Origin of the sequence: Pseudomonas sp. HY13-MNA-CIBAN-0226 (genome assembly GCF_040310305.1) — a bacterium.
In the GTDB taxonomy this organism is placed as follows: Bacteria; Pseudomonadota; Gammaproteobacteria; order Pseudomonadales; family Pseudomonadaceae; genus Aquipseudomonas; species Aquipseudomonas gregormendelii.
In genome coordinates this window covers 47,327-69,281 of sequence record NZ_JBEOPS010000011.1, presented here as the reverse complement: position 1 = coordinate 69,281, position 21,955 = coordinate 47,327, and the positions used below count along the sequence as shown (strand labels likewise).

Sequence of the window (21,955 nt, the reverse complement as noted above, 5' to 3'; positions counted from 1 at the left end):
CCGGCACATTCCCTCTCCAGGCGCGAGCTAGATCGCGAAGCGCTTGAGGGGGCCGCTGGGTGTAAGGTTGCCAGCGTTATCGTTCACGACCATCGCGAGCGAGCTCGCTCCTACAAGGGGCCCTTGTTAGCCGAAGAACCAGTAGCAAACGGCGATTGCGCAGGCTACTCCGGCGAACTCCGCCAATAAAGCGCAGCCAACAGCATGCCGCGCACGCTGAATTCCTACCGCGCCGAAGTACACCGCCAACACATAAAACGTGGTTTCAGTGCTGCCCTGGATCGTTGCCGCCACCAACGCCGGGAAGCTGTCGACCCCAGACGTTTTCATGGTCTCGATCAACATGGCGCGGGCGGCGCTGCCGGAGAAGGGCTTGACCATCGCGGTCGGTAGCGCGTCAACGAACCGCGTGTCCCAACCCGCCCACTCCACAAGGTGCCGAATGCCATCCAGGCCAAAATCCAGCGCGCCCGAGGCCCGCAACACGCCGACCGCGCAGAGCATCGCCACCAGGTACGGCAACAGATTCTTCGCTACATCGAAGCCTTCCTTCGCACCTTCGACGAACGCTTCATAGACCTTAACTTTGCGTAGCGCGCCAATCACCTGGAACAGCATGATCAGGCCAAACAGCGTCAGGTTGCCGAGAATGGAAGACAGGCCGGCCAATGCGGTGGCTGACAGCGTCGCCAGCAGTGCCATGAAGCCGCCGAGTGCCAGGGCACCGGGGATCATGTAGGCAAGCACCACCGGATCCCACAGACGCAGGCGTTGCATGAATGCCACGGATAGCAACCCAACCAGAGTCGAACAGCTGGTGGCCAGCAGGATCGGCAGGAACACCAGGGTTGGATCCGGCGCACCTTGCTGCGCCCGGTACATGAAGATCGTCACCGGCAGCAGCGTCAGCGAAGAGGCATTGAGCACCAGGAAGAGGATTTGCGCGTTGCTGGCAATGGTCGGGCTGGGGTTGAGCTCCTGCAGTGCCTTCATGGCTTTCAAGCCGATTGGTGTGGCAGCGTTGTCCAGGCCCAGGCCGTTGGCGGCGAAGTTGAGGGTGATCAGGCCGATCGCCGGGTGACCCGCCGGGACTTCCGGCATCAGCCGCAGGAACAGCGGCCCCAACGCTTTTGCCAACCAGTCGACGATGCCGGCTTTTTCGGCGATCCGCAGAAAGCCCAGCCAAAGGGTGAGGGTGCCAAACAACAGGACCATGACCTCGACCGACAACTTGGCCATGGCGAAAATGCTCTCCACCATCGCGGCAAAGATCCCGGCGTTGCCGCCAATCAACCACTGCGCCAGCGCCGATACGGCGGCCACGATGAAGAAGCCAAGCCACAGGCCATTAAGCATCAGTCAAATCCCCCAAAGAATGCGGCGAATGATAACGGGGTAGCCAGAAACGACAAACCCCGGATTTCTCCGGGGTTTGTCTGGCGGCCTATTTACATGGATGGCCTCAACCTACTGTAGGAGCTGCCGAAGGCTGCGATCTTTTGATCTGGCTTTTAAAAAAAATCAAAAGATCGCAGCCTTCGGCAGCTCCTACAGAGTGATCTGCACCCCAAAAGTCATGATGAATGTTCAACATTTTGGGGGCAGACCAGCGTGCGTCAGTTTTTGGAAATTTCGCCTGCCGGCAGTTTTTCCTTGCTGCGCCAGTGCGGCAACGAGTTCCAGTAGCGTTGGCCCTTGGCATCGTCGTACATGCCTTCCCAGCGGGAGATGACCAGGACCGCCAAAGCGTTGCCGATCACGTTCAGTGCGGTACGGGCCATGTCCATGATGCGGTCGACACCGGCGATGAACGCCAGGCCTTCCAATGGAATACCCACGCTGCCCAGGGTCGCCAGCAGCACCACGAAGGACACGCCCGGCACGCCGGCGATGCCTTTGGAGGTTACCATCAGGGTCAACACCAGCAGCAGTTGCTGGCTGATCGACAGGTCAATGCCGTACAGCTGGGCAATGAAGATTGCCGCGATGCTCTGATACAGCGTCGAGCCGTCGAGGTTGAAGGAGTAGCCGGTCGGTACCACAAAGCTGCAGATGGCTTTCGGCGCGCCGTACGCTTCCATTTTCTCGATAACCCGCGGCAGCACGGTTTCGGAGCTGGCGGTGGAGTAGGCCAGTACCAGCTCATCCTTGAAGATGCGCATCAGCTTGATCACCGAGAAGCCGAACAGGCGAGCAATCAGGCCCAGCACCATGAAGGCGAAGAAGGCAATAGCGAAGTAAACCAGCAGCACCAGTTTGGCCAGTGGCAGCAGGGACGCGAAGCCGAAGTTGGCCACGGTCACCGCGATCAGTGCGAACACGCCGATCGGGGCATAGTTCATGATCATGTGGGTGACCTTGAACATGCTTTCCGACACGCCCTGGAACAGGGTGACCAGCGGATCGCGCAATTCCGGTTTCAGGCTCGACAGACCGAGGCCGAACAATACCGAGAAGAAAATGATCGGGAGCATCTCGCCGCGAGCAATGGCCGCGAAGATATTCGACGGGATCAGGTTGAGAATGGTCTCGATGAACGCGTGTTCATGCTGGACCTCGGCTGCTGTGGCCTGGTACTTGGAGATATCCACAGTGCCCAGGGTGCTCATGTCGATGCCGGAGCCCGGGTGGAACAGGTTGGCCAGTACCAGCCCGACGACGATGGCGATCGTGGTGACCACTTCGAAGTAGAGGATGGTCTTGAGACCGATGCTGCCGAGCTTTTTCGCGTCACCGACGCCTGCAATGCCGACGATCAACGAAGAGATTACGATCGGAATCACGATCATCTTGATCAGACGGATAAAGATATCGCCTGCCGGTTGCAGAACGTTACTGATCCACCAGGCTTTTTCGGCACCGAAATGGTTGAGCAGCGCACCGATTGCAATCCCCAATACCAGACCGATGAGGATCTGCCAGGCGAGGCTAAGCTTTGCCTTCTTCATATCTTTACCCTTACTTGCGTTTGACTCAGGCAGATGCGCGGAACAGGAACGCTCATGGCGAAAAAGTCTTGTGCATCGGCCTCCGTATAAGGTGCCCCGGAGCGCTTGTTGGTAGCTCTCTGGCAGGCGAAAAAAGGCGCAACTATTCCGATGCAAGGCAGCGACGTCTAATGCCGTAAACGCCTACCCTATGCCGAATCGGCATGAGCTTTTTTAATCGAAACTGGCGTCCCAACCGGTTCGAATACGACATTTCGGCAGGCAAAAGTGCCGTGAACCGGCCATTACAGCGGGTATTGAGTGTTTTTTGATCAATCGTAGAAAGGGATTTTTGGCGCAAAATTCGCTGATCAGAAAGTCAAATAGCCTTGAAAAATCAGGTTATTTTTCTCGATGTACGGTCGCCAGGAAACACCGGGAAATGTATTTTTCCGGTGAAATTGATTCGAATTGTAGAGAGGAAGGTGCAAACGAGGATTGAGTGCTAACCGAATGCCTCGATTGCATAAGCTCTTCGCAGGTTCGTCGACATTGAATATCGCGAACCTGCGTCGCAGCTTTTTTCCTGACCCGGCCCTTGCGCAGGTACTCCCTGTACCCGTAGGTCACTGCGCCCCTGAAACAGGCAGAGCGTCCCGGCCCCCTGGTCATGCGCCTGCCGTCATCGGGCAGTGCAGCGGAAAGACGCCCGGCGGCCTCTTTCTATTTCAAACTCAGTACCACTTTGGATCTTTTTTCAGTTGTTCCATCAACAGGTTCTGCATGCCCTCATCGGGCTTTCCGAGGAACCGGTAAGTAGCATGTCGCGTCGGCGACTTGTCAGCCGGCAGACCGGCTGGCACTTCAACCAGCATCCCGTAGGCGTCATCCTTGTCGAAGCTGACAGCAACGATCAGACGCTTGTTCAGACAGGTCGCCTGCGATTCGCATAGCGGTCCTACAAGGTACTTGTCGCCATCCTCTTCCACTGCATTCATTTGCTCGGCGTCTCCGGACAGGTTCATCACCCATTCCGGCAGGCGTTCTTCCTTCTTCACCACGCCTTGCCAGGTTTCGCGATACTGCGGATCGGAATTCAACAGCTCGTTGACCCGCGTCTGGCCATCATTGGCCGCCATCGCCATGGCACTGCCGCCCAGTAGCAGGGCGGCTGCCAGTGTCTTCAACGAGACGTTCATGTTCAGCCTCGACCACGACGGCCAAAGAAGAACGACGCAATGAACATCACCAGGAACACGACAAAGAGAATCTTGGCGATACCCGTGGCGGTGCCCGCGATACCACCGAAGCCCAGTACGGCGGCAATGATGGCAATGATCAAGAATGTGATTGCCCAGCTCAACATGGTGATTCTCCTTACGCTTCTATTTTAGAGGTGATGCTTTGTGGTGCTTTTCCCGGCGCAAGCAGCGCGCCAAGTCTGGTGATCAGAACACCCAGCGCTCCTGACGAGGCATCTCATTCGCAGGCTGTGCCTGGTCGACGTCCATCATCCGCAGGGGGGTGCTATCTGCCGCTTGACTGCTGGCGGCACTGAAGTGGGTTTGAGTCGGATATTTGAATGACAGCTGCGGCGCTTCCTGCTGCTGGCTCTGCTCCCAACGCTGGAATTGCTGGCCGCCAATCAATGTGATCAAAAGCGCAAGTACAGCGAACAGACCTTGCTGGATGTGCAGGGGCGAGATGCGCAATTGGGCGGCACGTTGGCGATTCATCCGGAAACTCCTCCCACTTCGGTGGTGATCTTGTTGTGGGCGATCTTTTGCCCCGATTACCCAGACTATTGCAGCCTGCATGCCAGCTTTTTCATAAGAAAAAAGTGTTTAAAAACAATGACTTAAAAGATTGTTGAAAATCACATTGAACGCATCCTGCACGATGGGCTCTCTGCGGTCGTGCGTAATGCACGATAATGCCGTAGGAACTTTCATTCTTTTTGAATTGAGAGGAGGGCGCGGATGTCAGAAATGGACGTGGGCAATTGCCCTAAACACCGTATTTCACAAAAAATCCTGTTAAATCAAGCCTTTGTCTGACGAGGCGGTAGATAGCTACCCTTCCCTTGATGAAAAGGCACAGAATTGACCATGCAACTTGCCCGATTTTTCCGGGACTAACCTAAGATCATTCTTTATGGAGCGTAGGAAAATGGAGTCAGCCACTGAGCATCAAGGCCGCATTCTGCTGGTGGACGACGAATCCGCCATCCTGCGAACTTTCCGTTATTGCCTTGAAGACGAAGGCTACAGTGTCGCCACTGCCAACAGCGCTGCCCAGGCAGATGCCTTGTTGCAACGCCAGGTGTTTGACCTGTGCTTTCTGGATTTGCGCCTGGGAGAAGACAACGGCCTCGACGTACTCGCACAGATGCGCATTCAGGCGCCATGGATGCGTGTCGTCATAGTCACCGCTCATTCGGCTGTGGATACGGCTGTAGATGCCATCCAGGCCGGTGCTGCCGATTATCTGGTCAAGCCGTGCAGCCCCGATCAGTTGCGTCTGGCCACGGCCAAGCAATTGGAAGTGCGGCAACTGTCGGCGCGCCTTGAAGCGCTGGAAGGTGAAGTGCGCAAGCCCAAGGACGGCCTGGACTCCCATAGCCCGGCCATGAAAGTGGTGCTGGAAACTGCCCGCCAAGTCGCCGGTACCGACGCCAACATCCTTATTCTCGGCGAGTCAGGGACGGGTAAGGGCGAGTTGTCCCATGCGATTCACGGCTGGAGCAAGCGCGCGAAAAAATCTTGCGTCACTATTAACTGTCCTTCGCTGACCGCCGAGTTGATGGAGAGCGAACTGTTCGGTCACAGTCGGGGTGCTTTTACCGGCGCCAGCGAAAGTACCTTGGGTCGAGTCAACCAGGCGGATGGCGGAACCTTGTTTCTTGATGAGATCGGCGATTTTCCCCTCACGTTACAACCAAAGTTGCTGCGTTTTATTCAGGACAAGGAATATGAGCGAGTCGGCGACCCGGTCACTCGCCGTGCCGATGTGCGGATTCTGGCGGCGACCAACCTCAACCTCGAAGACATGGTGCGCGATGGGCGTTTTCGCGAAGACCTGCTTTATCGGTTGAACGTCATCACGTTGCATCTGCCGCCTTTGCGCGAGCGGCGTGAAGATATCCTGAATCTGGCTGATCGCTTCCTGGCCCGCTTCGTCAAGGAGTATGCGCGACCGGCGCGGGGTTTCAGCGAGGAGGCCCGCGAGGCGTTACTCGGGTATCGCTGGCCGGGCAACATCCGCGAACTGCGTAACGTAGTGGAGCGTGCGAGCATCATTTGTCCGCAGGAACGAGTCGAGATCAGCCACCTGGGCATGGCGGAAACGCCGGTGAACAACGCGCCGCGTATTGGCGCGGCACTGAGTCTGGACGAGCTGGAAAAGGCTCACATCGGCGCGGTCCTGGCCACTGCCGACACGCTGGACCAGGCTGCCAAGACCTTGGGTATCGACGCCTCGACGTTGTATCGCAAACGCAAGCAGTACAACCTGTGAGTCATCCCCGATGAAACTGGCGATGAAGTTGCGCACCCGGCTCTTTCTGAGCATTTCCGCGCTGATCACCGTCGCGCTGCTTGGGCTGTTGCTCGGGCTGGTCAGCGTGATGCAGATGGCCAGTTCCCAGCAGTCGCTGGTTCGCAACAATTTCGCCACCCTGGATCTGGGGCTGAAGCTGCGCCAGACCCTGGGTGACCAGTTGGTCGTCATGCTCAGCGAGAACCCTGACCGCGCGGCTTTCGATAAATCCAGGGATCACTACCTGCAGTTGCTCGACGAAGGCATTGCCAACGAACGGGTGAGTGACGGCTTCAAGTACGGTTTCAAGCAGGCCAAGGCTGACTACCAGGATTTTTTGCAGGCCTACGCGGATACGCGTAGCCCCTCCCATGTGTTGAGCGGAAACGAAGAGCTCACGGAAAAATTCAACAAACTGCGCAATGGTCTGCTTTCCGAGCACAAGCGCGCCCTGGATGCCATCTATGCAACTGAACGCTCAGCGCGAGACCGTGCCTTGTTGGTAGCCGGTCTGATCGGGCTGGTTGGCCTCGCGGTGCTGATTATCGGCTTTGTCACTACCCATGCCATTGCCCGGCGTTTTGGTGCTCCGATCGAGGCGCTGGCCCAGGCGGCTGACAATATTGGCCAGGGCAATTTTGAAGTCACCCTGCCGATATCGTCAGCTGCGGAGATGAATCTGCTGACCAAGCGGTTTGGCATCATGGCCGAGGCCCTGCGCGAACATCAGGCAACCAATGTTGACGAATTGCTCGCCGGCCAACAGCGCCTGCAAGCGGTGCTCGATAGCATCGATGACGGCTTGTTGATGATTGACCGCGAAGGACACCTGGAGCATTTGAACCCAGTGGCCCAAAGGCAGCTGGGCTGGGACTCGGACCGCTTGGGGCAGGGGTTGGGTTCGGCCCTCGAACGTCCGGAGCTCGATGGGCAGCTGCAGCTGGTGTTGCGCGGCGGCACCCTGGAGCGGGCTCCCGAAGACCTGAGCATTGAGGTCGACGGCGAATCGCGGTTGCTCACCTACAGCTTGACGCCTGTGAGCCACACCCAGGGGCATATCCTCGGCGCGGTGATGGTGCTGCACGACGTAACCGAACAGCGTGCATTCGAACGGGTGCGCAGCGAGTTCGTGCTGCGGGCTTCCCATGAGTTGCGCACACCGGTCACCGGCATGCATATGGCGTTCGGCCTGTTCCGGGAAAGGGCCAAATTCCCGGAGGATTCTCGTGAAGCCGATCTGCTGGATACGGTAAACGAAGAGATGCAGCGGCTGATGCAGTTGATCAACGATCTGTTGAATTTTTCTCGTTACCAGAACGGTCTGCAGAAGCTCACGTTGGCGCCGTGCTCCATCGAAGATTTGCTGGAACAGGCCCGGGTGCGTTTCTGCGGGACCGCCCTGGCGAGCAATATCGATCTGGTGGTGGAAGTGCAGGAACCGTTGCCCCGGCTGCAGGCCGACCAGGCGCAGCTGGATCGTGTACTGGATAACCTTATTGATAATGCGCTGCGCCACACCTCCCCGGGCGGGCAGATTCGCCTGCAGGCAAGACGCCACGGCGAACGTGTGATCATCAGCGTAGAGGACAATGGCGAAGGAATTGCCTACGGCCAGCAGGGGCGGATTTTCGAGCCTTTCGTGCAGGTCGGTCGCAAGAAAGGCGGCGCGGGCCTCGGCCTGGCGCTGTGCAAGGAGATCGTGCAACTGCACGGCGGGCGAATGGGGGTTTACTCGCGACCGGGGCAGGGCACGCAGTTCTACATGGCCCTGGCGGTCTGAAGCGTGGTCAGGCCTCGTCGTCCAGGCGACGGCCTGCCAGGCGTCGGCCACGGGTAATCAGTTCGATGAACTGCACTGCGCTCAATGCTCGAGCGAATAACCAACCCTGACCGAACTTCACTCCTTCGCTGCTCAGGAAGGCGGCCTGGGCTTCATGTTCGATGCCTTCGGCAATCACCTTGAGTTGCAGGGCCTGGGCCATGTGGATGATGTGCGGCGCCACGCCGCTGCTGGCAGCGTCATGTCCCAGGGCGTCGATAAACGCCTTGTCGATCTTCAGGCAGTCCACTGGCAGCGTTTGCAGATAGGCGAGGCTGCAATAGCCAGTGCCGAAGTCGTCAATCAGCACCTGGTGCCCGACGTCCCGCAAGGCTTGCAGGTTTTCCCGGGCGACGACTACGTCGATCAATCCGCGCTCGGTCACTTCAAAGGCAATCTGCTTGGCGGCGACCCGGTGCAAGGTCAGCAAGCGGGCCATGACCTGGCCAACGCGCGGCACCATCACATCGCATGCCGCGAGATTGACCGAGATGTACAGCTGGGGGTTGGCGCGCAGCAGTTGGCCCAACTGCTCCAATAATCGTTGCAGGACAAAATCAGTCATTTGGCGGATCTGGCCGGTATTCTCAGCCATGGGGATGAACAGGTCGGGGCTGGTGAGCGTGCCGTCCGGTCGGCGCCATCGAAGCAAGGCTTCGGCGCCGACGCAGTTGCGGCTGTCGAGGTCGAAAATCGGTTGATACAACACTTGCAGTTCGCCCCGGCGGATGGCGCCGCTGAGCTCGGCATCCATCGACTGGCGCTGCCGCACCAGCAGGAAGACCAGAAATCCGACAAAACCACCCAAGACCAGGCTGGCGGGGACCAGCCACCACCAGACCGGCGGCACGTGGATTCCCGTGCGCGGTGATATCAGCACCAACTGATAGGCGGGGTTATTGGTGGGCATGCGGTAGATCAGGTGTGTTTGGGTAATCTGCAAGGCATCGCGGCTTTTTGGCGACCAGACTTCCAGCGGCGGCCAGGCCTGCTCAGCACCGAGGACGGGTATGGCGCGTTTGCCATGGTCGAGCACCACGAGCAGGCTGCTACCTGGCGTCAGGTCGACCATGTCGGTCAAATGCCCACGCGAAGTGGCGACCCGAAAATTGCCGCGCCCCAGCATCAGCGCCGCGCGATTTTCGTCCGGTTCGGTGGTGGTGTTCAGCCAGTAGCTGTAGGTGGGCCCCTTGATGTCCGGGGCGCGGCTCAACGACAGGCCTTCCTGGCGAGGCCGGTTGGAGCAGATGCGCGAGGAGTCCATGTAGGCGGCTTCGTAAACGAAGCGATAGTTGAATGTCACCTGCTGCAAGGTGGCGATCATTTCATCGTCGCAGGTGCGCAAAGGCTGGGCTTCAAGGTCGTCGAGGCTTTCTCGCAATTGGCCGAACAACTGCTCCAGGCGTGCAAGGAAGCGTTCGCCCTGGGCATTCATCTCTTCGCTTTCGTTTTTATCAATGTGGTGGACGGCGACGAATAAACTGCCTGTCAGCAATAACGTTGCACTGAAGACAGCCGCCAGCGTCGCCAAAAACCATGGGCGATAGAACCAGCTACGTAGTGTCTCTCGGCCAGGTCGCATCCAGTAACATCCGAAGAATTACCAATGAGTTATAGCTGCTGGTTGAGTAAAACGCCCGACCGTCGGGCGGGCGTCATTATTTTGTCTGATTCAAGACTTGTAGCAGTGCCGCAGTCTGCGCATCCGGCGTGCCGTCGAACCGGGTGGGCCGGAAATGCATCTGGAACGCCGACAACACGTGACGAGTGGAAACATCCAGTTCACCGGTTTGCGGTGTGGCATAACCTAGGCGCGCCAGTTGCCCCTGGAACCAGCTGATACTCGGCAGCTGCACATTGAACTGCGCTTGCTGGCGTGCCACGGCTTGTTCGTTCGGCCACACGCCCAACCCTTGCTCCGCCAGGCGCTTCCACGGGAACAGCGGGCCCGGGTCGAGTTTGCGTCCCGGAGCAATGTCACTGTGCCCGATGATGTTGTGAGGATTGATACCGTAGCGCTTGCTGATGTCCTTGAGCAGGAAGACCAGGGACTGGATCTGGGCGTCGCTGTAGGGATACCACAGGCGGCCGGTCGGCGTGTCCTTGAAGCCCGGATTGACGATTTCAATGCCGATTGAGCTGGAGTTCAGCCAGGTACGGGTTTGCCATTCGCTCTCGCCGGCGTGCCAGGCGCGCAGGCCTTCATCCATCAACTTGTAGATGGTCGCCTTGTTGTCATCGCCGATCAGGTAATGACTGCTGACTTCGCCGTGGGTCAGCAGTTGCAGCGAGCGCTCAAGCGACGCCGAGGTGTAGTGCACGACCACGAACTGGATGCGGCTGTCGTGGTTGGCTGAGGGATGACTGGTGTCGATGCGCGGGCCACTGGCGCAACCTGCCAGCAGGACGAGCGACACAAGAAGGGCGAAATATTTCATGGCGAGTGACGATACACGTAGGATGATAATGCAACAGTGTAACGTAATGCCGGGCGGGTCGAAGGCCAAAGCGCTGATTTAAACAAAATGGAACAATTGGCCTTACCCCAATTCGATGCGGTTGCGCCCCGCATGTTTGGCCCGATAGAGCGCCTGGTCGGCTCTTTTTAATGCCGCGTCACTGTGCTCGCCAGGCCGGAAGGCGGTCATGCCCATCGAGAGGGTCACCGTTACCGGTTCACCCTTGAAGTGAAAAGGGCAGCCTTCGATGGCTGCGCGCAATTTTTCGAGAAGACTGGCACCTGTCGCCGGTAAGGTCGCGGGCATCAGCAGGACAAATTCTTCGCCGCCGAATCGGGCAATGAAGTCCGAGCCGCGCAAGCGCTTGCGCAGGACGGTGGCAATGATCTTCAGGACCTTGTCGCCCGCCAGGTGGCCGTAGTTGTCGTTGATCCGCTTGAAATGGTCGAGGTCGAGCATGGCCAACAACAGGCTGTTTCCCTGTTGGTGCCATTGGCTGATTTCCTCATCTAGGCGCTCGTTCCAGGCAGCGCGGTTGGGCAGGCCGGTCAGCGGATCGATCAGGGCTTTCTGGCGCTGTTCTTCAAGGTGTTCGCGAAAGCCCAGGGCTTCGTGTTCCATGTGGGCCACCCGATCAGCCAGGCCTTGCAGGCGACTCGCCACTTCCTGTTCACGCTCGTCACGCTGTTTCTGGAAATGGTCCAGGGTGCCCAGCAGGCCCTCCAGATGGTTCTCCAGGGCATGCTTGAGCCCGTCCAGGTCTGCGGCGTCCTGCATGCTGCTCTGCAAGCCATCGACCTGTTCGCGGATTTGCGAGTCCATCTCGCGCGCAGCAGACCGGTTGTCGGCATGCCCGTCGCTGGCCGCCCTCAGGTTGCTCTGGAAAGCCTCCAGGCGTTCGTTGAGCTGCTGCAGGTAGGTTTCGAATTCATGCTGGCCGCTACCGGTGATCGCCAGCATCAAGGTGGCCAGGTCGTCGAGGATCGGGATCAGCTCATACCAGTTCAAACCATTTTGCAGGCGCAGGCGCATGGCCTCGGCTTGCGGACGATGACGTTCGGGCAGTGTCAGGTCGTCAAGCAGGCCCAGTAACGTGTCTTCAATGTGCCTGGCCACCGAGCTGTAGGTGGGCTCTGGCGAGTCCGGAAGCGCGTAGAGCGTGTCTTGCTCGGGAGGTTGCGCCTCGGCGACCGGAGTGTCGAGCGTGTCTGGAGGCGTGGGCACGTCTTCGACGGTGGGCGTTTCAGCGCTGGTCGGCGCAGACGCTTCGGTGGCAACTGCGGGTTGCTCCGGTTGCTCCGGTTGCTCAGGTTGCTCAGGTTGCCCAGGCTCTTGCGGCGGCGGCGGCGGCGGCGGCGGCGGCGGCGGCGCCGCTGGCGCTGGCTGTGCAGCATTTGGTGCCGGTGCCGGTGCCGGTGCCGCTACTGGCACTGGCACTGGCACTGTAGCCAGCGGGGGTTGCTGTTCAGTAGCTGCAGGTGGTTGCGGGGGGGGCTCGGCAGCGGGCGCCTCAATCACCGGTGCGCGTACTGGCGCCATCGCTGCTGGCACCTGCGCGGGAGCGGTGTCCTCCGCTTCACGGTTGCCAAAAAGGCGTTGCAACAGGCTTGGTCGTCCCGATTCCTCTGGGCTTTCAAGCCGACTTAGCGCTTTACCCTGCAGCCCGCTCAACTCGCTAAGCAGCAGCGGCATCTCCCGAGCCTGGCCAACCCGTGCATCCAGTTGCTTGGCAAACTGCTTGAGGGGGCGACTCACTTCTCGCGGCAGCGGCAGTGTTTGCAACTGGGCGACCAGTGCCGTCAGTGCGGCGCTGATTTGATTGACCCGGGTCTCGCGGCGTTGCTCGGAATCGAGCACCGCTTTTTCCAGGCGCGGCAACAATGCGGCGAGGCCGGCGTCCATGTCATCGGTACGCACCACATCGCGCATTTCCTTCATGCATTCATCGACCGTCCGATCAGTGCCCTCGGCCGCCAGCGTGCTGCGCACCAGTCCACGGCGCAGCAAATCGAGCCGGGCCTCCCAGCGCCGTTCGAGTTTTTCCTGATGTTCGATGCTCTGAAGGTATTTCTCTTTCCAGCGCTGGGCTTCGTCGCTCATTCATGGGATCCGCTAGGGGGCAGGACTCAATGCGGGGAATGCATCAGCCGTGAGCGAACCCGGCAGACGAATCTCTACCGCGACCGGCAGGTGATCGGAAATGGGTTGTGCCAGGACCTCGACCTTTTCAAGGGTCAGGGTCGGGCTCAGCAAAATATGGTCCAGGCAGCGTTGTGGACGCCAGCTGGGGAAGGTCGCTTCCAGCTGCGGGGCGAGCAGGCCGAGATCGCGCAGCGGCGAATTCTGCAGCAGGTCGCTGGCGTGGGTGTTCATGTCGCCCATCAACACCTGGTGCTTGTACCCGCCAATCAGTTCGCGGATGTAGGCCAGTTGCAGGCTACGCGTCCGCGCCCCGAGCGCCAGGTGCATCATCACCACGACGAGGGCCTCCGGGCCTTCGCCGAAACGCACCAGAATTGCCCCGCGACCCTTGGGCCCCGGCAGCGGATGATCTTCAATCGCCCAGGGGCGCAGGCGGCTGAGCACGCCATTACTGTGCTGGCCGAGGCGACCGAGATTGCGATTGAGCTGTTGGTACCAGTAGGGGAAGGCCCCGAGCTGGGCCAGGTGTTCGACCTGGTTGACGTAGCCCGACCGGATGCTGCCACCATCGGCTTCCTGCAAGGCGACCAGATCGAAGTCACCCAGCAGGTCGCCGATCTTTTGCAGATTGGTGGCGCGCCCGGTGTGGGGCAGCAAATGCTGCCACCCCCGGGTCAGGTAGTGCCGATAACGCTCGGTACTGATGCCCACCTGGATATTAAAACTGAGTAGCCGCAGACGGCTGTCAGCGGGCAACCCGGTCGATTCCAGGTGATGTTCGTTGACCCGCGGATCATGCAGGCCAACCACTCGTTCAGTTCCCCAGCGGCGCATGGCAGGCCCCGCGCTTAGTTGGCAGCAGCCTTGTTAGCCGCTCGCTCTTGTTCGACCAGCTTATCGGCCAGTTGCAGTGCTTGTTCGGCGCCGCCGGCAGAGCCGATGTCAAAACGGTACTTGCCATTGACGACCATGGTTGGCACGCCAGTAATCTCGTACTTCTTGGCGAGTTCGCGAGCCTGAGTGACCTGGCCCTTGATGGCGAAGGAGTTGAAAGTAGCGAGGAATTTATCCTTGTCGACACCTTGTGTTGCCAGGAACTCGGCCATTTCTTCCGGAGTTACCAGTTTCTTGTGTTCTTCCTGAATCGCCTTGAACACGGCGGCATGAACCTTATGCTCGACACCCATCGATTCCAGGGTCAGGAACATTTGGCCGTGGGCGTCCCAAGGGCCGCCGAACATCGCCGGGATGCGCTTGAAGTTCACATCGGATGGCAATTTTTCAACCCAAGGGTTGATCACTGGCTCGAATTTGTAGCAATGCGGGCAGCCATACCAGAACAGCTCTACCACCTCGATCTTGCCGGGCACGGCGACCTGAACCGGGTTGCTCAGTTCGACATAGGGGGCGGCAGGTGCTTCGGCTGCCTGTGCAGTCATGCCGAACAGGCTGGCAGCGACGAGAGCGGCGCTGATGATCAGATTACGCATGCTTTACTCCTGGACAATTTTGGTCGCCTCGCGCGACCTGTATTGAGACAGGTCATGGCGGGCTTGAGTTCTGTAGTGTAACGGCAGCGGCCACAAAAAAGGGCGGCCAGAGCCACCCTTTTTATACTTGCTGCGACGGATTAATGGAGCGTTAACATTGCAGGAGATGTCCGTCCCCCGTGATGCTCCATCAGCCGGCCTTAGTGCAGGCCCTGAATGTAGCTCGACACCGCGGCGATATCTTCATCGCTCAGGCGTTTGGCAATGGTCTGCATGGTCTGGGTGTCGCCGTCGTTGGTGCGGCCGCCTTCTTCCTTGCGGAAGTCGGTCAGTTGCTTGGCAATGTATTGAGCGTGCTGGCCACCCAGGTGCGGGAAGCCGGCAGCAGCGTTGCCGGCGCCGTTAGGCGAGTGGCAACCGGTGCAGGCAGGCAGGCCCTTGGCCAGGTCTCCACCACGGAACAAGGCTTCACCGCGAGACACCACTTTCGGGTCGGCGGCGCCAACGCTGCCTTTCTGGCTGGCAAAGTAGGCGGAAATATCAGCCAGGTCCTGATCGCTCAGGTTGGTCAGCAGGCCGGTCATTTCCAGTACGACACGCTTGCCGGACTTGATGTCGTGCAACTGCTTGTTCAGATAACGTTCGCCCTGGCCTGCCAGTTTCGGAAAGTTAGGCGCCATGCTGTTGCCATCCGGGCCATGACAGGCGCCACATACTGCGGCTTTCGCCTGACCAGCAGTCGCATCACCTGCAGCATGGGCAATGCCGGAGATCCCCACGGTCAACAGCAGACTCACGATCAATTTGTTCATCAGCTAATCCAACTACGGCTAAGGGTTAAAGAGTTATGGACCGGGATCACTCGCTCATCCACTGGATGATGGCTTGGTAATCCTCGGCACTGCAGTCCATGCACAAACCACGCGGCGGCATCGCCTTGAAACCCTGGGTCACGTGTTGCACCAGCGTCTCCATACCTTTCGCCAACCTCGGCGTCCAAGCTGCCTGATCGCCCTTTCTGGGCGCCATGGGTAGCTGGCCGGAATGACAGGCACCACAAACACGGTTGTACACAGCTTCCGGATCCTGTGTAGCCTGAGCGCTGTAAAGCGGCATCAAGATACCGGCAGCTAGCAGCCATTTCGTCATAAAACGACCTTTTCAGGGTTGAGAGCGTGCTGCGTTCTGATGCGCAATCAAGGTCTATCGCTCTCGTGTTCTTCATCCTACGCTGGGACAAAGCGCACACAAAATCTGCGGCATTATATACTGGCGTCACTGAAACGGAAACGACACTGCTCGCCGCGTCCATTCCCGGCGCCGCCCACATCGGAAATCCCATGCAACTCAAGAACCCCATCCTCGGCCTGTGCCAACAGTCCACCTTCATGCTCAGCGCTGCCAAAGTCGATCAATGTCCCGACGACGAAGGCTTCGAAGTGGCTTTTGCCGGCCGTTCCAACGCCGGTAAATCCAGCGCGTTGAACACCCTGACGCATGCCAGCCTGGCGCGGACCTCGAAAACGCCCGGTCGCACGCAACTCTTGAACTTCTTCAAGCTAGACGATGATCGCCGTCTGGTCGACCTGCCGGGCTACGGTTATGCAAAAGTACCCATCCCGCTGAAGCTGCACTGGCAGCGTCACCTGGAAGCGTATTTGGGTGGTCGCGAGAGTTTGAAAGGTCTGATCCTGATGATGGACATCCGTCATCCAATGACCGATTTCGATCTGTTGATGCTCGACTGGGCTGTCGCCAGCGGCATGCCGATGCACATCCTGCTGACCAAGGCCGACAAACTGACCTACGGCGCGGCGAAAAACGTTCTGCTCAAAGTGCAGTCGGACATCCGTAAAGGCTGGGGCGACGCGATCTCGATCCAGCTATTTTCGGCGCCAAAGCGCCTGGGCCTGGAAGACGCCTACACTGTACTGGCGGGCTGGATGGAACTGGCAGACAAGGGTGCGCAAACGGCCGAGCAATAAATCGCGGGCAAAAAAAACCCCGGACTTCTATGGGGAGGGGGAAGTTCCGGGGTTCAAGTTCTGGACCGCTAGGGCGGGGTCCAGATATCTGCCAACACTTAACACAACATAGGAGCATCGAAGGGCTTCACCAGCCATTCAGTAACTCTGAGTGGTGATTTGGCGCTTTAGTTCAGATTATTTTCGAATGCGTTTGGAATAACCCCAAGAACATTACGGTCTAACCCGCGAGGCCGCGACTAATTGCCGCGGTGCGGTTCCTGTAGAGAACTTGCTCCGGGCGATGGTCTAGCGATTCTGCGGGGCGCCAGATCATCTTCGACGCCCTCAGGTTATTCGCGAGCGATCTCGCCCCTGCAGTATGGGATGAATTGGGGCTCAGTGAGCTTCATCCCAGTTATTACCCACACCGACTTCGACCAGCAGCGGCACGTCCAGTTTCGCGGCATTGCTCATGTGAGTGCGGATTTCTTCGCGCACCTGGTCCACGAGATCCTCACGCACCTCCAGCACCAGTTCATCGTGCACCTGCAGGATGACTTTGGCATCCAGGCCGGACGCGGTCAGCCAGTTATCCACCGCCACCATGGCTTTTTTGATGATATCCGCCGCAGTGCCCTGCATGGGGGCATTGATCGCTGTGCGTTCAGCGCCTTTGCGCAGGGCCGGGTTCTTCGCGTTGATGTCCGGCAGGTACAGGCGGCGGCCGAAGATGGTCTCGACATAACCTTGCTCGGCTGCCTGGGCGCGGGTGCGCTCCATATATTGCAGTACGCCCGGGTAGCGCGCGAAGTAACGGTCGATGTACGCCTGGGACTGCTTGCGATCTACGCCGATCTGTTTGGCCAGGCCAAACGCACTCATCCCGTAGATCAGGCCGAAGTTGATCGCTTTGGCGCTGCGGCGCTGGTCGGTGGTGACATCGGCCAACTCGACGCCAAACACTTCGGCGGCGGTGGCCCTGTGCACGTCCAGATCATTGCGGAAGGCATGCAACAGTCCTTCATCCTTGGCCAGGTGGGCCATGATCCGCAGTTCAATTTGCGAATAGTCCGCCGCCAGCAGCTTGTAGCCCTTCGGCGCAACGAACGCCTGGCGAATTCGCCGGCCTTCTGCGGTGCGAATCGGGATGTTCTGCAGGTTCGGGTCGATCGACGACAGGCGTCCGGTGGCCGCCACGGCCTGCTGATAGGACGTGTGGATGCGGCCGGTACGCGCATTGATTTGCTCTGGCAGCCGATCGGTATAGGTGCTTTTCAGTTTGCTCAGCGAGCGGTACTGCATCAGCACCTTGGGCAGCGGATAATCCTGTTCGGCCAGCTCGGCCAGTACCGCTTCGGCTGTGGAGGCCTGACCCTTGGCGGTTTTGCTGAGGACTGGCAGACCCAGTTTTTCGTAAAGAATCACCCCCAATTGCTTGGGTGAGCCCAGGTTGAATTCCTCGCCGGCGATGGCAAACGCCTCGCGCTCAAGGGCGACGAGTTTTTCGCCGAGCTCAACGCTCTGGATGCCCAGCAGATTGGCGTCCACCAGCGCGCCCTGACGCTCGATGCGCGCCAGCACCGGCATCAGCGGCATTTCGATTTCGTCCAGGACCTTGCACAGGCTCGGTGTCGCTGCGAGTTTTTCCTGCAGGGCGAGGTGCAGACGCAAGACCACATCGGCGTCTTCGGCGGCGTAGGGGCCGGCAAGTTCCAGGGAGATCTGGTCAAAAGTCAGCTGTTTGACGCCTTTGCCTGCGATCTCCTGAATGTCAGTCTTGCTCTGGCCCAGGTACTTCAGCGCCAGGCTGTCCATGTCATGGCGCGTTGCCGTCGAGTCCAGTACATAGGATTCGAGCATGGTGTCGTAGGCAATGCCCCGAACCGTGATCCCGTTGCTCTGATCGCCACCAATAGCGCAGTTGGCCAGGATGTTGGTTTCGAACTTGGCGTGCTGGCCGACCTTGAGCTTGTGCGGATTTTCCAGCAGCGGCTTCAACGCCAGTAAAACACTGTCGCGATCCAGCTGTTCCGGGACGCCCATGTAGGAGTGGGTCAGGGGAATGTAGGCTGCTTCATTTGCGGCAACGGAGAAGGACAGGCCCACCAGTTGCGAGTGCTGGGCATCGCCGCCATTGGTTTCAGTAACAAACGCAATCAACGGAGCCTTGTTGAGCTTGTCCAGCCAGGCTTCGAAGCGTGCCTGGTCAAGGATGGTTTCGTATTGAGCCTCGACGGCGCCCGGCTGTTCCTGGGCAATTTCGACAATCTCCTGGCCCGAGCGCTTGGCCTCACGCTGGTTGTCTTCAAACCAGCTCTTGAATTCGAGCAGCGTGTACAGCTCGGCGAGTTTGTCGTGGTCCGGCTGGCCCATTTGCAGGTCGTCGAGCCCGATGTCGAGAGGGACGTCGATCTTGATCGTGGCCAGGCGATAGGAGAGGAATGCCATTTCCTTGTGCTCTTCAAGCTTGGCCGGCAGGGTCTTGGCGCCGCGAATCGGCAAGGTCGGAACGATGTCGAGCTGCGCATACAACTCGGTCAATCCGCCATTCACGCCGACCAGCAGCCCGGATGCGGTTTTGGGTCCAATGCCCGGCACGCCTGGAATGTTGTCGGAGGAGTCGCCCATCAATGCCAGGTAATCAATGATCTGCTCGGGAGCGACGCCGAATTTCTCCTTCACGCCCTCTACGTCCAGCGCGCTACCGGTCATGGTGTTGACCAAGGTAATGTGGCCGTCGACCAGTTGTGCCATGTCCTTGTCACCGGTAGAGATCACCACCGGACGGTCGGCCGCCGCACTGCTGCGGGCCAGCGTGCCAATCACGTCATCGGCCTCGACGCCTTCGACGCACAGCAACGGGAAGCCCAAAGCCTTCACGCTCTGGTGCAGCGGTTCGATTTGCACGCGCATGTCGTCGGGCATACTTGGGCGGTTGGCTTTGTATTCGGCAAACATCTCATCGCGGAACGTCCCGCCCTTGGCGTCGAACACCACAGCGAAGGGGCTGTCCGGGTACTGCTTGCGCAGACTCTTGAGCATGTTCAGCACGCCTTTGACCGCGCCGGTGGGCAGGCCTTTGGAAGTAGTCAGCGGCGGCAGCGCGTGAAAGGCGCGGTACAGGTAAGAAGAACCGTCCACCAGGACGAGGGGGGCTTGGCTCATGAGCAGGATCAACCTTTTCGGCGGGTCCGGCGCTAGAATAGCGGGACCGTTGACGACAAAGGGACAAGGTTATCATGCGCACACTAAATCGCCTGTTGCTGGCTGGCTTGTTTGCAATTACACCGTTGGCCGTCATGGCAGCGGACGATGCGCCATCCTCGGACCCGGATGTCACCATTCGCACGGAAGGCGACAAGGTCATTCAGGAATACCGTCAAAACGGCTTCCTGTATGCGATCAAGGTCACGCCGAAGGGAGCGCCGCCGTATTTCCTGGTGCGCGCAGACGGGACCGATGCAAACTTCATCCGCTCGGATCAGCCAGATATGCTGATTCCGTCGTGGAAGATCTTCGAGTGGAAGTAGTTTCTTAATTTCAATTGGCGCTGGCTGACCCGGCGGCGCCCGTACTGGCAGTTAAAACATGTCTGTGTTCACCCCCCTGGCTCGGCCCGAGCTGGAAACCTTTCTCGCCCCGTACGGGCTCGGCCGCCTGCTTGATTTCCAGGGGATCGCCGCCGGTAGCGAAAATACCAATTTCTTCATCAGCCTGGAGCAGGGCGAGTTCGTCCTGACCCTGGTTGAGCGTGGGCCGGTGCAGGAAATGCCGTTCTTCATTGAACTGCTGGACGTGCTGCACGCTGCCGACCTGCCAGTGCCCTATGCCTTGCGCACCACCGATGGCGTGGCCCTGCGTGAACTGGCCGGCAAACCTGCATTGTTGCAGCCGCGCCTGGCGGGCAAGCACATCAAGGAGGCCAACGCGCAGCATTGCGCTCAGGTCGGTGAGCTGCTCGGCCACCTTCACCTGGCCACCCAGGCCAATATGATCAAGCGCAAGACCGATCGCGGCCTGGACTGGATGCTGGAGGAGGGCACGCAGTTTCTTTCGCACCTGGATGCCGAGCAGAACGAGTTGCTGCAGCGCGCGCTGGACGAAATCAACCGGCAGAAGACGAAAATTCTGGCGCTGCCCAGGGCGAATATCCACGCCGACCTGTTTCGCGATAACGCGATGTTCGAAGGCACGCACCTGACCGGATTGATCGACTTCTACAACGCCTGTTCCGGGCCGATGCTGTACGACGTCGCGATCGCCTTGAATGACTGGTGTTCGGACGAAGACGGAGTCATTGATGGGCCGCGGGCCCGGGCGCTATTGGGGGCTTATGCAGGCTTGCGTCCCTTCACCGCGGCGGAGGCTGAGTTGTGGCCGACCATGCTGCGAGTGGCGTGCGTGCGGTTCTGGCTGTCGCGGTTGATCGCCGCCGAGTCGTTTGCCGGCCAGGATGTGTTGATTCACGATCCGATGGAGTTCCAGCGTCGGCTGGCGCAGCGGCAGAAGGTGAGTACACCGCTGCCGTTTGCCCTGTAACCCCATTACGTGTAGGAGCGAGCTTGCTCGCGAGGGTCGTCAACGATAACGCGGGGTGCCTGGCACCCCACATTGCTGCAGATTTCTTCGCGAGCAAGCTCGCTCCTACAGGGGGGTGGTGTTGCTTACAGTGACTCCAGGCACCCCGCCAGATCATTGCCCAACTTCTCCAGCACCTGCTCATACCCCTGGGCGGTCGCTGGCGTGTATCCGCCCAGCGCATCCAGCTCTGCCAGTTTCACCGGGAGGCCAGCCACCAGGGTTTCCGCCAGGCGCGGGCGTAATGGAGGTTCGCTGAACACGCAGGTCTTGCCGACTTCCTGCAGTCGCGTGCGCATGGCGGCAACGTGCTGGGCACCCGGTTGCACTTCGGCGGCAACGCTGAACACACCCGCGTGCTTGAGGCCGTAAGCGTCCTCGAAGTAGTCGAAGGCCTCGTGGAACACGAAGTACGGTTTGTCGGCGATGGCTGCCAGGCGCTTTTTCAAACGCAGGTCCAGTGCATCCAGGCGCTCATCGAAGGCCTTGAGGTTGCTCTCGTAACGCGCAGCGTTGGCGGGGTCCGCAGCGCTGAGGTCGGCGGCCATTTTCGTGGCGATTACCCGGGCGTTGACCGGGGACAACCACAAATGCGCATCCAGGCTGCCCGGACGATGATCATGATCATGCTCGTCCGCTTCCTCGGCATGGGAATGACTGTCTTGGGCAAAATGGCGCAATTTCAGACCCGGCAGGTCCTGCACGGCGACGCTGGGCAGCGTGCGACCTTTCAGCACGCGAGGCAGGAAGCCTTCCATATCGGGGCCGATCCAGTAGACGAGATCGACGGCCTGCACCTTTCGTACATCGGATGGGCGCAGGGCATAATTGTGCGCAGAAGCGCCAGGCGGCAGCAGTACTTCCGGAATCGCCACGCCGTCCTGGACGGCCGCAGCGATCAGTTGCAGAGGCTTGATGCTGGTCAACACCCGCACCTCGGCATGGGCACTGGCCATCATGATCAAACTGGCGAGAAATGTAACAAAGAAAGAAAAAAGTCGGGACACAATGACCACTCGAAGAGGCGAGAAGGGGT

The 21,955-nt window shown here is 59.3% G+C and carries 19 protein-coding genes; 5 read left to right on the top strand and 14 right to left on the bottom strand.

Features of this window, described 5'->3' with window-relative positions:
* Positions 1–126: 126 nt before the first annotated feature.
* The 5 genes from AAEZ05_RS13880 to AAEZ05_RS13860 all read right to left on the bottom strand — a co-directional run bounded on the left by AAEZ05_RS13880 (position 127) and on the right by AAEZ05_RS13860 (position 4,663).
* Positions 127–1,356 (bottom strand): spore maturation protein, encoded by a 1,230-nt coding sequence (locus AAEZ05_RS13880; RefSeq protein WP_350647774.1) that lies wholly within the window; start codon positions 1,354–1,356, stop codon positions 127–129.
* A gap of 260 nt (positions 1,357–1,616) precedes the next feature.
* Positions 1,617–2,948 carry a glutamate/aspartate:proton symporter GltP gene (gene gltP, locus AAEZ05_RS13875; protein WP_045059128.1) on the bottom strand — a complete coding sequence of 444 codons (1,332 nt, stop codon included), beginning with the start codon at positions 2,946–2,948 and terminating at the stop codon, positions 1,617–1,619.
* Positions 2,949–3,661: 713 nt separating this feature from the next.
* Entirely contained in the window at positions 3,662–4,126 is a 465-nt protein-coding gene (locus AAEZ05_RS13870; protein ID WP_045059127.1) for an inhibitor of vertebrate lysozyme family protein, read from the bottom strand.
* A 2-nt stretch (positions 4,127–4,128) separates the two neighbouring features.
* A complete protein-coding gene (locus AAEZ05_RS13865) occupies positions 4,129–4,293 on the bottom strand; it encodes a DUF1328 domain-containing protein (RefSeq protein ID WP_003177151.1) in 165 nt (54 codons plus the stop codon).
* An 82-nt stretch (positions 4,294–4,375) separates the two neighbouring features.
* Complete coding sequence (locus tag AAEZ05_RS13860) at positions 4,376–4,663, bottom strand: hypothetical protein (RefSeq protein WP_122840885.1); 288 nt, start codon at positions 4,661–4,663, stop codon at positions 4,376–4,378.
* Between the two features lie 433 nt (positions 4,664–5,096).
* Here AAEZ05_RS13860 and algB point away from each other — a divergent pair, with 433 nt between their 5' ends.
* Together algB and AAEZ05_RS13850 are read left to right on the top strand one after the other, a co-directional pair.
* Positions 5,097–6,443 carry a sigma-54-dependent response regulator transcription factor AlgB gene (algB, locus tag AAEZ05_RS13855; RefSeq protein WP_045059125.1) on the top strand — a complete coding sequence of 449 codons (1,347 nt, stop codon included), beginning with the start codon at positions 5,097–5,099 and terminating at the stop codon, positions 6,441–6,443.
* 10 nt (positions 6,444–6,453) lie between these two features.
* The gene (locus AAEZ05_RS13850; protein ID WP_350647772.1) at positions 6,454–8,244 is read left to right on the top strand and encodes a KinB sensor domain-containing domain; all 1,791 of its coding nucleotides are present in this window, start codon (positions 6,454–6,456) and stop codon (positions 8,242–8,244) included.
* A gap of 7 nt (positions 8,245–8,251) precedes the next feature.
* Here the strand turns inward: AAEZ05_RS13850 and AAEZ05_RS13845 are convergent, their stop codons facing one another.
* The 7 genes from AAEZ05_RS13845 to AAEZ05_RS13815 form a co-directional block, all read right to left on the bottom strand.
* Positions 8,252–9,865 (bottom strand): EAL domain-containing protein, encoded by a 1,614-nt coding sequence (locus AAEZ05_RS13845; protein ID WP_045059123.1) that lies wholly within the window; start codon positions 9,863–9,865, stop codon positions 8,252–8,254.
* Between the two features lie 76 nt (positions 9,866–9,941).
* Positions 9,942–10,721, bottom strand: coding sequence for an N-acetylmuramoyl-L-alanine amidase (locus AAEZ05_RS13840; protein ID WP_045059122.1), 780 nt, complete (start codon positions 10,719–10,721; stop codon positions 9,942–9,944).
* 102 nt (positions 10,722–10,823) lie between these two features.
* Positions 10,824–12,842: a GGDEF domain-containing protein gene (locus AAEZ05_RS13835; RefSeq protein WP_350647769.1), complete on the bottom strand. Its 2,019-nt coding sequence runs from the start codon at positions 12,840–12,842 to the stop codon at positions 10,824–10,826.
* Between the two features lie 12 nt (positions 12,843–12,854).
* Positions 12,855–13,718, bottom strand: coding sequence for an endonuclease/exonuclease/phosphatase family protein (locus AAEZ05_RS13830; protein ID WP_045059120.1), 864 nt, complete (start codon positions 13,716–13,718; stop codon positions 12,855–12,857).
* A gap of 14 nt (positions 13,719–13,732) precedes the next feature.
* Positions 13,733–14,374, bottom strand: a complete 642-nt coding sequence (locus AAEZ05_RS13825; protein WP_045059119.1) for a thiol:disulfide interchange protein DsbA/DsbL — start codon at positions 14,372–14,374, stop codon at positions 13,733–13,735.
* 200 nt (positions 14,375–14,574) lie between these two features.
* On the bottom strand, positions 14,575–15,186 hold the full coding sequence (locus AAEZ05_RS13820) for a c-type cytochrome (protein ID WP_350647767.1): 612 nt from the start codon (positions 15,184–15,186) through the stop codon (positions 14,575–14,577).
* Positions 15,187–15,232: 46 nt separating this feature from the next.
* Positions 15,233–15,523, bottom strand: coding sequence for a c-type cytochrome (locus AAEZ05_RS13815; protein ID WP_045059117.1), 291 nt, complete (start codon positions 15,521–15,523; stop codon positions 15,233–15,235).
* A gap of 191 nt (positions 15,524–15,714) precedes the next feature.
* On the opposite strand from AAEZ05_RS13815, the gene yihA reads away from it, so the two are divergent.
* Complete coding sequence (gene yihA, locus AAEZ05_RS13810; RefSeq protein WP_045059116.1) at positions 15,715–16,359, top strand: ribosome biogenesis GTP-binding protein YihA/YsxC; 645 nt, start codon at positions 15,715–15,717, stop codon at positions 16,357–16,359.
* 378 nt (positions 16,360–16,737) lie between these two features.
* Here yihA and polA read toward each other — a convergent pair whose 3' ends face one another.
* Positions 16,738–19,506 carry a DNA polymerase I gene (gene polA, locus AAEZ05_RS13805; protein ID WP_045059115.1) on the bottom strand — a complete coding sequence of 923 codons (2,769 nt, stop codon included), beginning with the start codon at positions 19,504–19,506 and terminating at the stop codon, positions 16,738–16,740.
* Between the two features lie 74 nt (positions 19,507–19,580).
* Between polA and AAEZ05_RS13800 the strand changes: the two genes are divergently transcribed.
* On the top strand, positions 19,581–19,871 hold the full coding sequence (locus AAEZ05_RS13800; RefSeq protein ID WP_045059114.1) for a DUF2782 domain-containing protein: 291 nt from the start codon (positions 19,581–19,583) through the stop codon (positions 19,869–19,871).
* Between the two features lie 58 nt (positions 19,872–19,929).
* Positions 19,930–20,880, top strand: coding sequence for a homoserine kinase (locus AAEZ05_RS13795; protein WP_045059113.1), 951 nt, complete (start codon positions 19,930–19,932; stop codon positions 20,878–20,880).
* Positions 20,881–21,005: 125 nt separating this feature from the next.
* Here the strand turns inward: AAEZ05_RS13795 and znuA are convergent, their stop codons facing one another.
* On the bottom strand, positions 21,006–21,926 hold the full coding sequence (gene znuA, locus AAEZ05_RS13790) for a zinc ABC transporter substrate-binding protein ZnuA (RefSeq protein ID WP_205891827.1): 921 nt from the start codon (positions 21,924–21,926) through the stop codon (positions 21,006–21,008).
* Positions 21,927–21,955 lie beyond the last annotated feature (29 nt).

What these genes read in the sequence shown, in the direction of transcription:
- AAEZ05_RS13820 (WP_350647767.1), bottom strand. Translation starts at nt 15,186, where the DNA reads ATGAACAAATTGATCGTGAGTCTGCTGTTGACCGTGGGGATCTCCGGC.
- AAEZ05_RS13830 (WP_045059120.1), bottom strand. Translation starts at nt 13,718, where the DNA reads ATGCGCCGCTGGGGAACTGAACGAGTGGTTGGCCTGCATGATCCGCGG.
- AAEZ05_RS13795 (WP_045059113.1), top strand. Translation starts at nt 19,930, where the DNA reads ATGTCTGTGTTCACCCCCCTGGCTCGGCCCGAGCTGGAAACCTTTCTC.
- AAEZ05_RS13880 (WP_350647774.1), bottom strand. Translation starts at nt 1,356, where the DNA reads ATGCTTAATGGCCTGTGGCTTGGCTTCTTCATCGTGGCCGCCGTATCG.
- AAEZ05_RS13815 (WP_045059117.1), bottom strand. Translation starts at nt 15,523, where the DNA reads ATGACGAAATGGCTGCTAGCTGCCGGTATCTTGATGCCGCTTTACAGC.
- AAEZ05_RS13825 (WP_045059119.1), bottom strand. Translation starts at nt 14,374, where the DNA reads ATGCGTAATCTGATCATCAGCGCCGCTCTCGTCGCTGCCAGCCTGTTC.
- polA (WP_045059115.1), bottom strand. Translation starts at nt 19,506, where the DNA reads ATGAGCCAAGCCCCCCTCGTCCTGGTGGACGGTTCTTCTTACCTGTAC.
- AAEZ05_RS13835 (WP_350647769.1), bottom strand. Translation starts at nt 12,842, where the DNA reads ATGAGCGACGAAGCCCAGCGCTGGAAAGAGAAATACCTTCAGAGCATC.
- AAEZ05_RS13840 (WP_045059122.1), bottom strand. Translation starts at nt 10,721, where the DNA reads ATGAAATATTTCGCCCTTCTTGTGTCGCTCGTCCTGCTGGCAGGTTGC.
- AAEZ05_RS13800 (WP_045059114.1), top strand. Translation starts at nt 19,581, where the DNA reads ATGCGCACACTAAATCGCCTGTTGCTGGCTGGCTTGTTTGCAATTACA.
- AAEZ05_RS13845 (WP_045059123.1), bottom strand. Translation starts at nt 9,865, where the DNA reads ATGCGACCTGGCCGAGAGACACTACGTAGCTGGTTCTATCGCCCATGG.
- AAEZ05_RS13865 (WP_003177151.1), bottom strand. Translation starts at nt 4,293, where the DNA reads ATGTTGAGCTGGGCAATCACATTCTTGATCATTGCCATCATTGCCGCC.
- yihA (WP_045059116.1), top strand. Translation starts at nt 15,715, where the DNA reads ATGCAACTCAAGAACCCCATCCTCGGCCTGTGCCAACAGTCCACCTTC.
- algB (WP_045059125.1), top strand. Translation starts at nt 5,097, where the DNA reads ATGGAGTCAGCCACTGAGCATCAAGGCCGCATTCTGCTGGTGGACGAC.
- AAEZ05_RS13870 (WP_045059127.1), bottom strand. Translation starts at nt 4,126, where the DNA reads ATGAACGTCTCGTTGAAGACACTGGCAGCCGCCCTGCTACTGGGCGGC.
- AAEZ05_RS13850 (WP_350647772.1), top strand. Translation starts at nt 6,454, where the DNA reads ATGAAACTGGCGATGAAGTTGCGCACCCGGCTCTTTCTGAGCATTTCC.
- gltP (WP_045059128.1), bottom strand. Translation starts at nt 2,948, where the DNA reads ATGAAGAAGGCAAAGCTTAGCCTCGCCTGGCAGATCCTCATCGGTCTG.
- AAEZ05_RS13860 (WP_122840885.1), bottom strand. Translation starts at nt 4,663, where the DNA reads ATGAATCGCCAACGTGCCGCCCAATTGCGCATCTCGCCCCTGCACATC.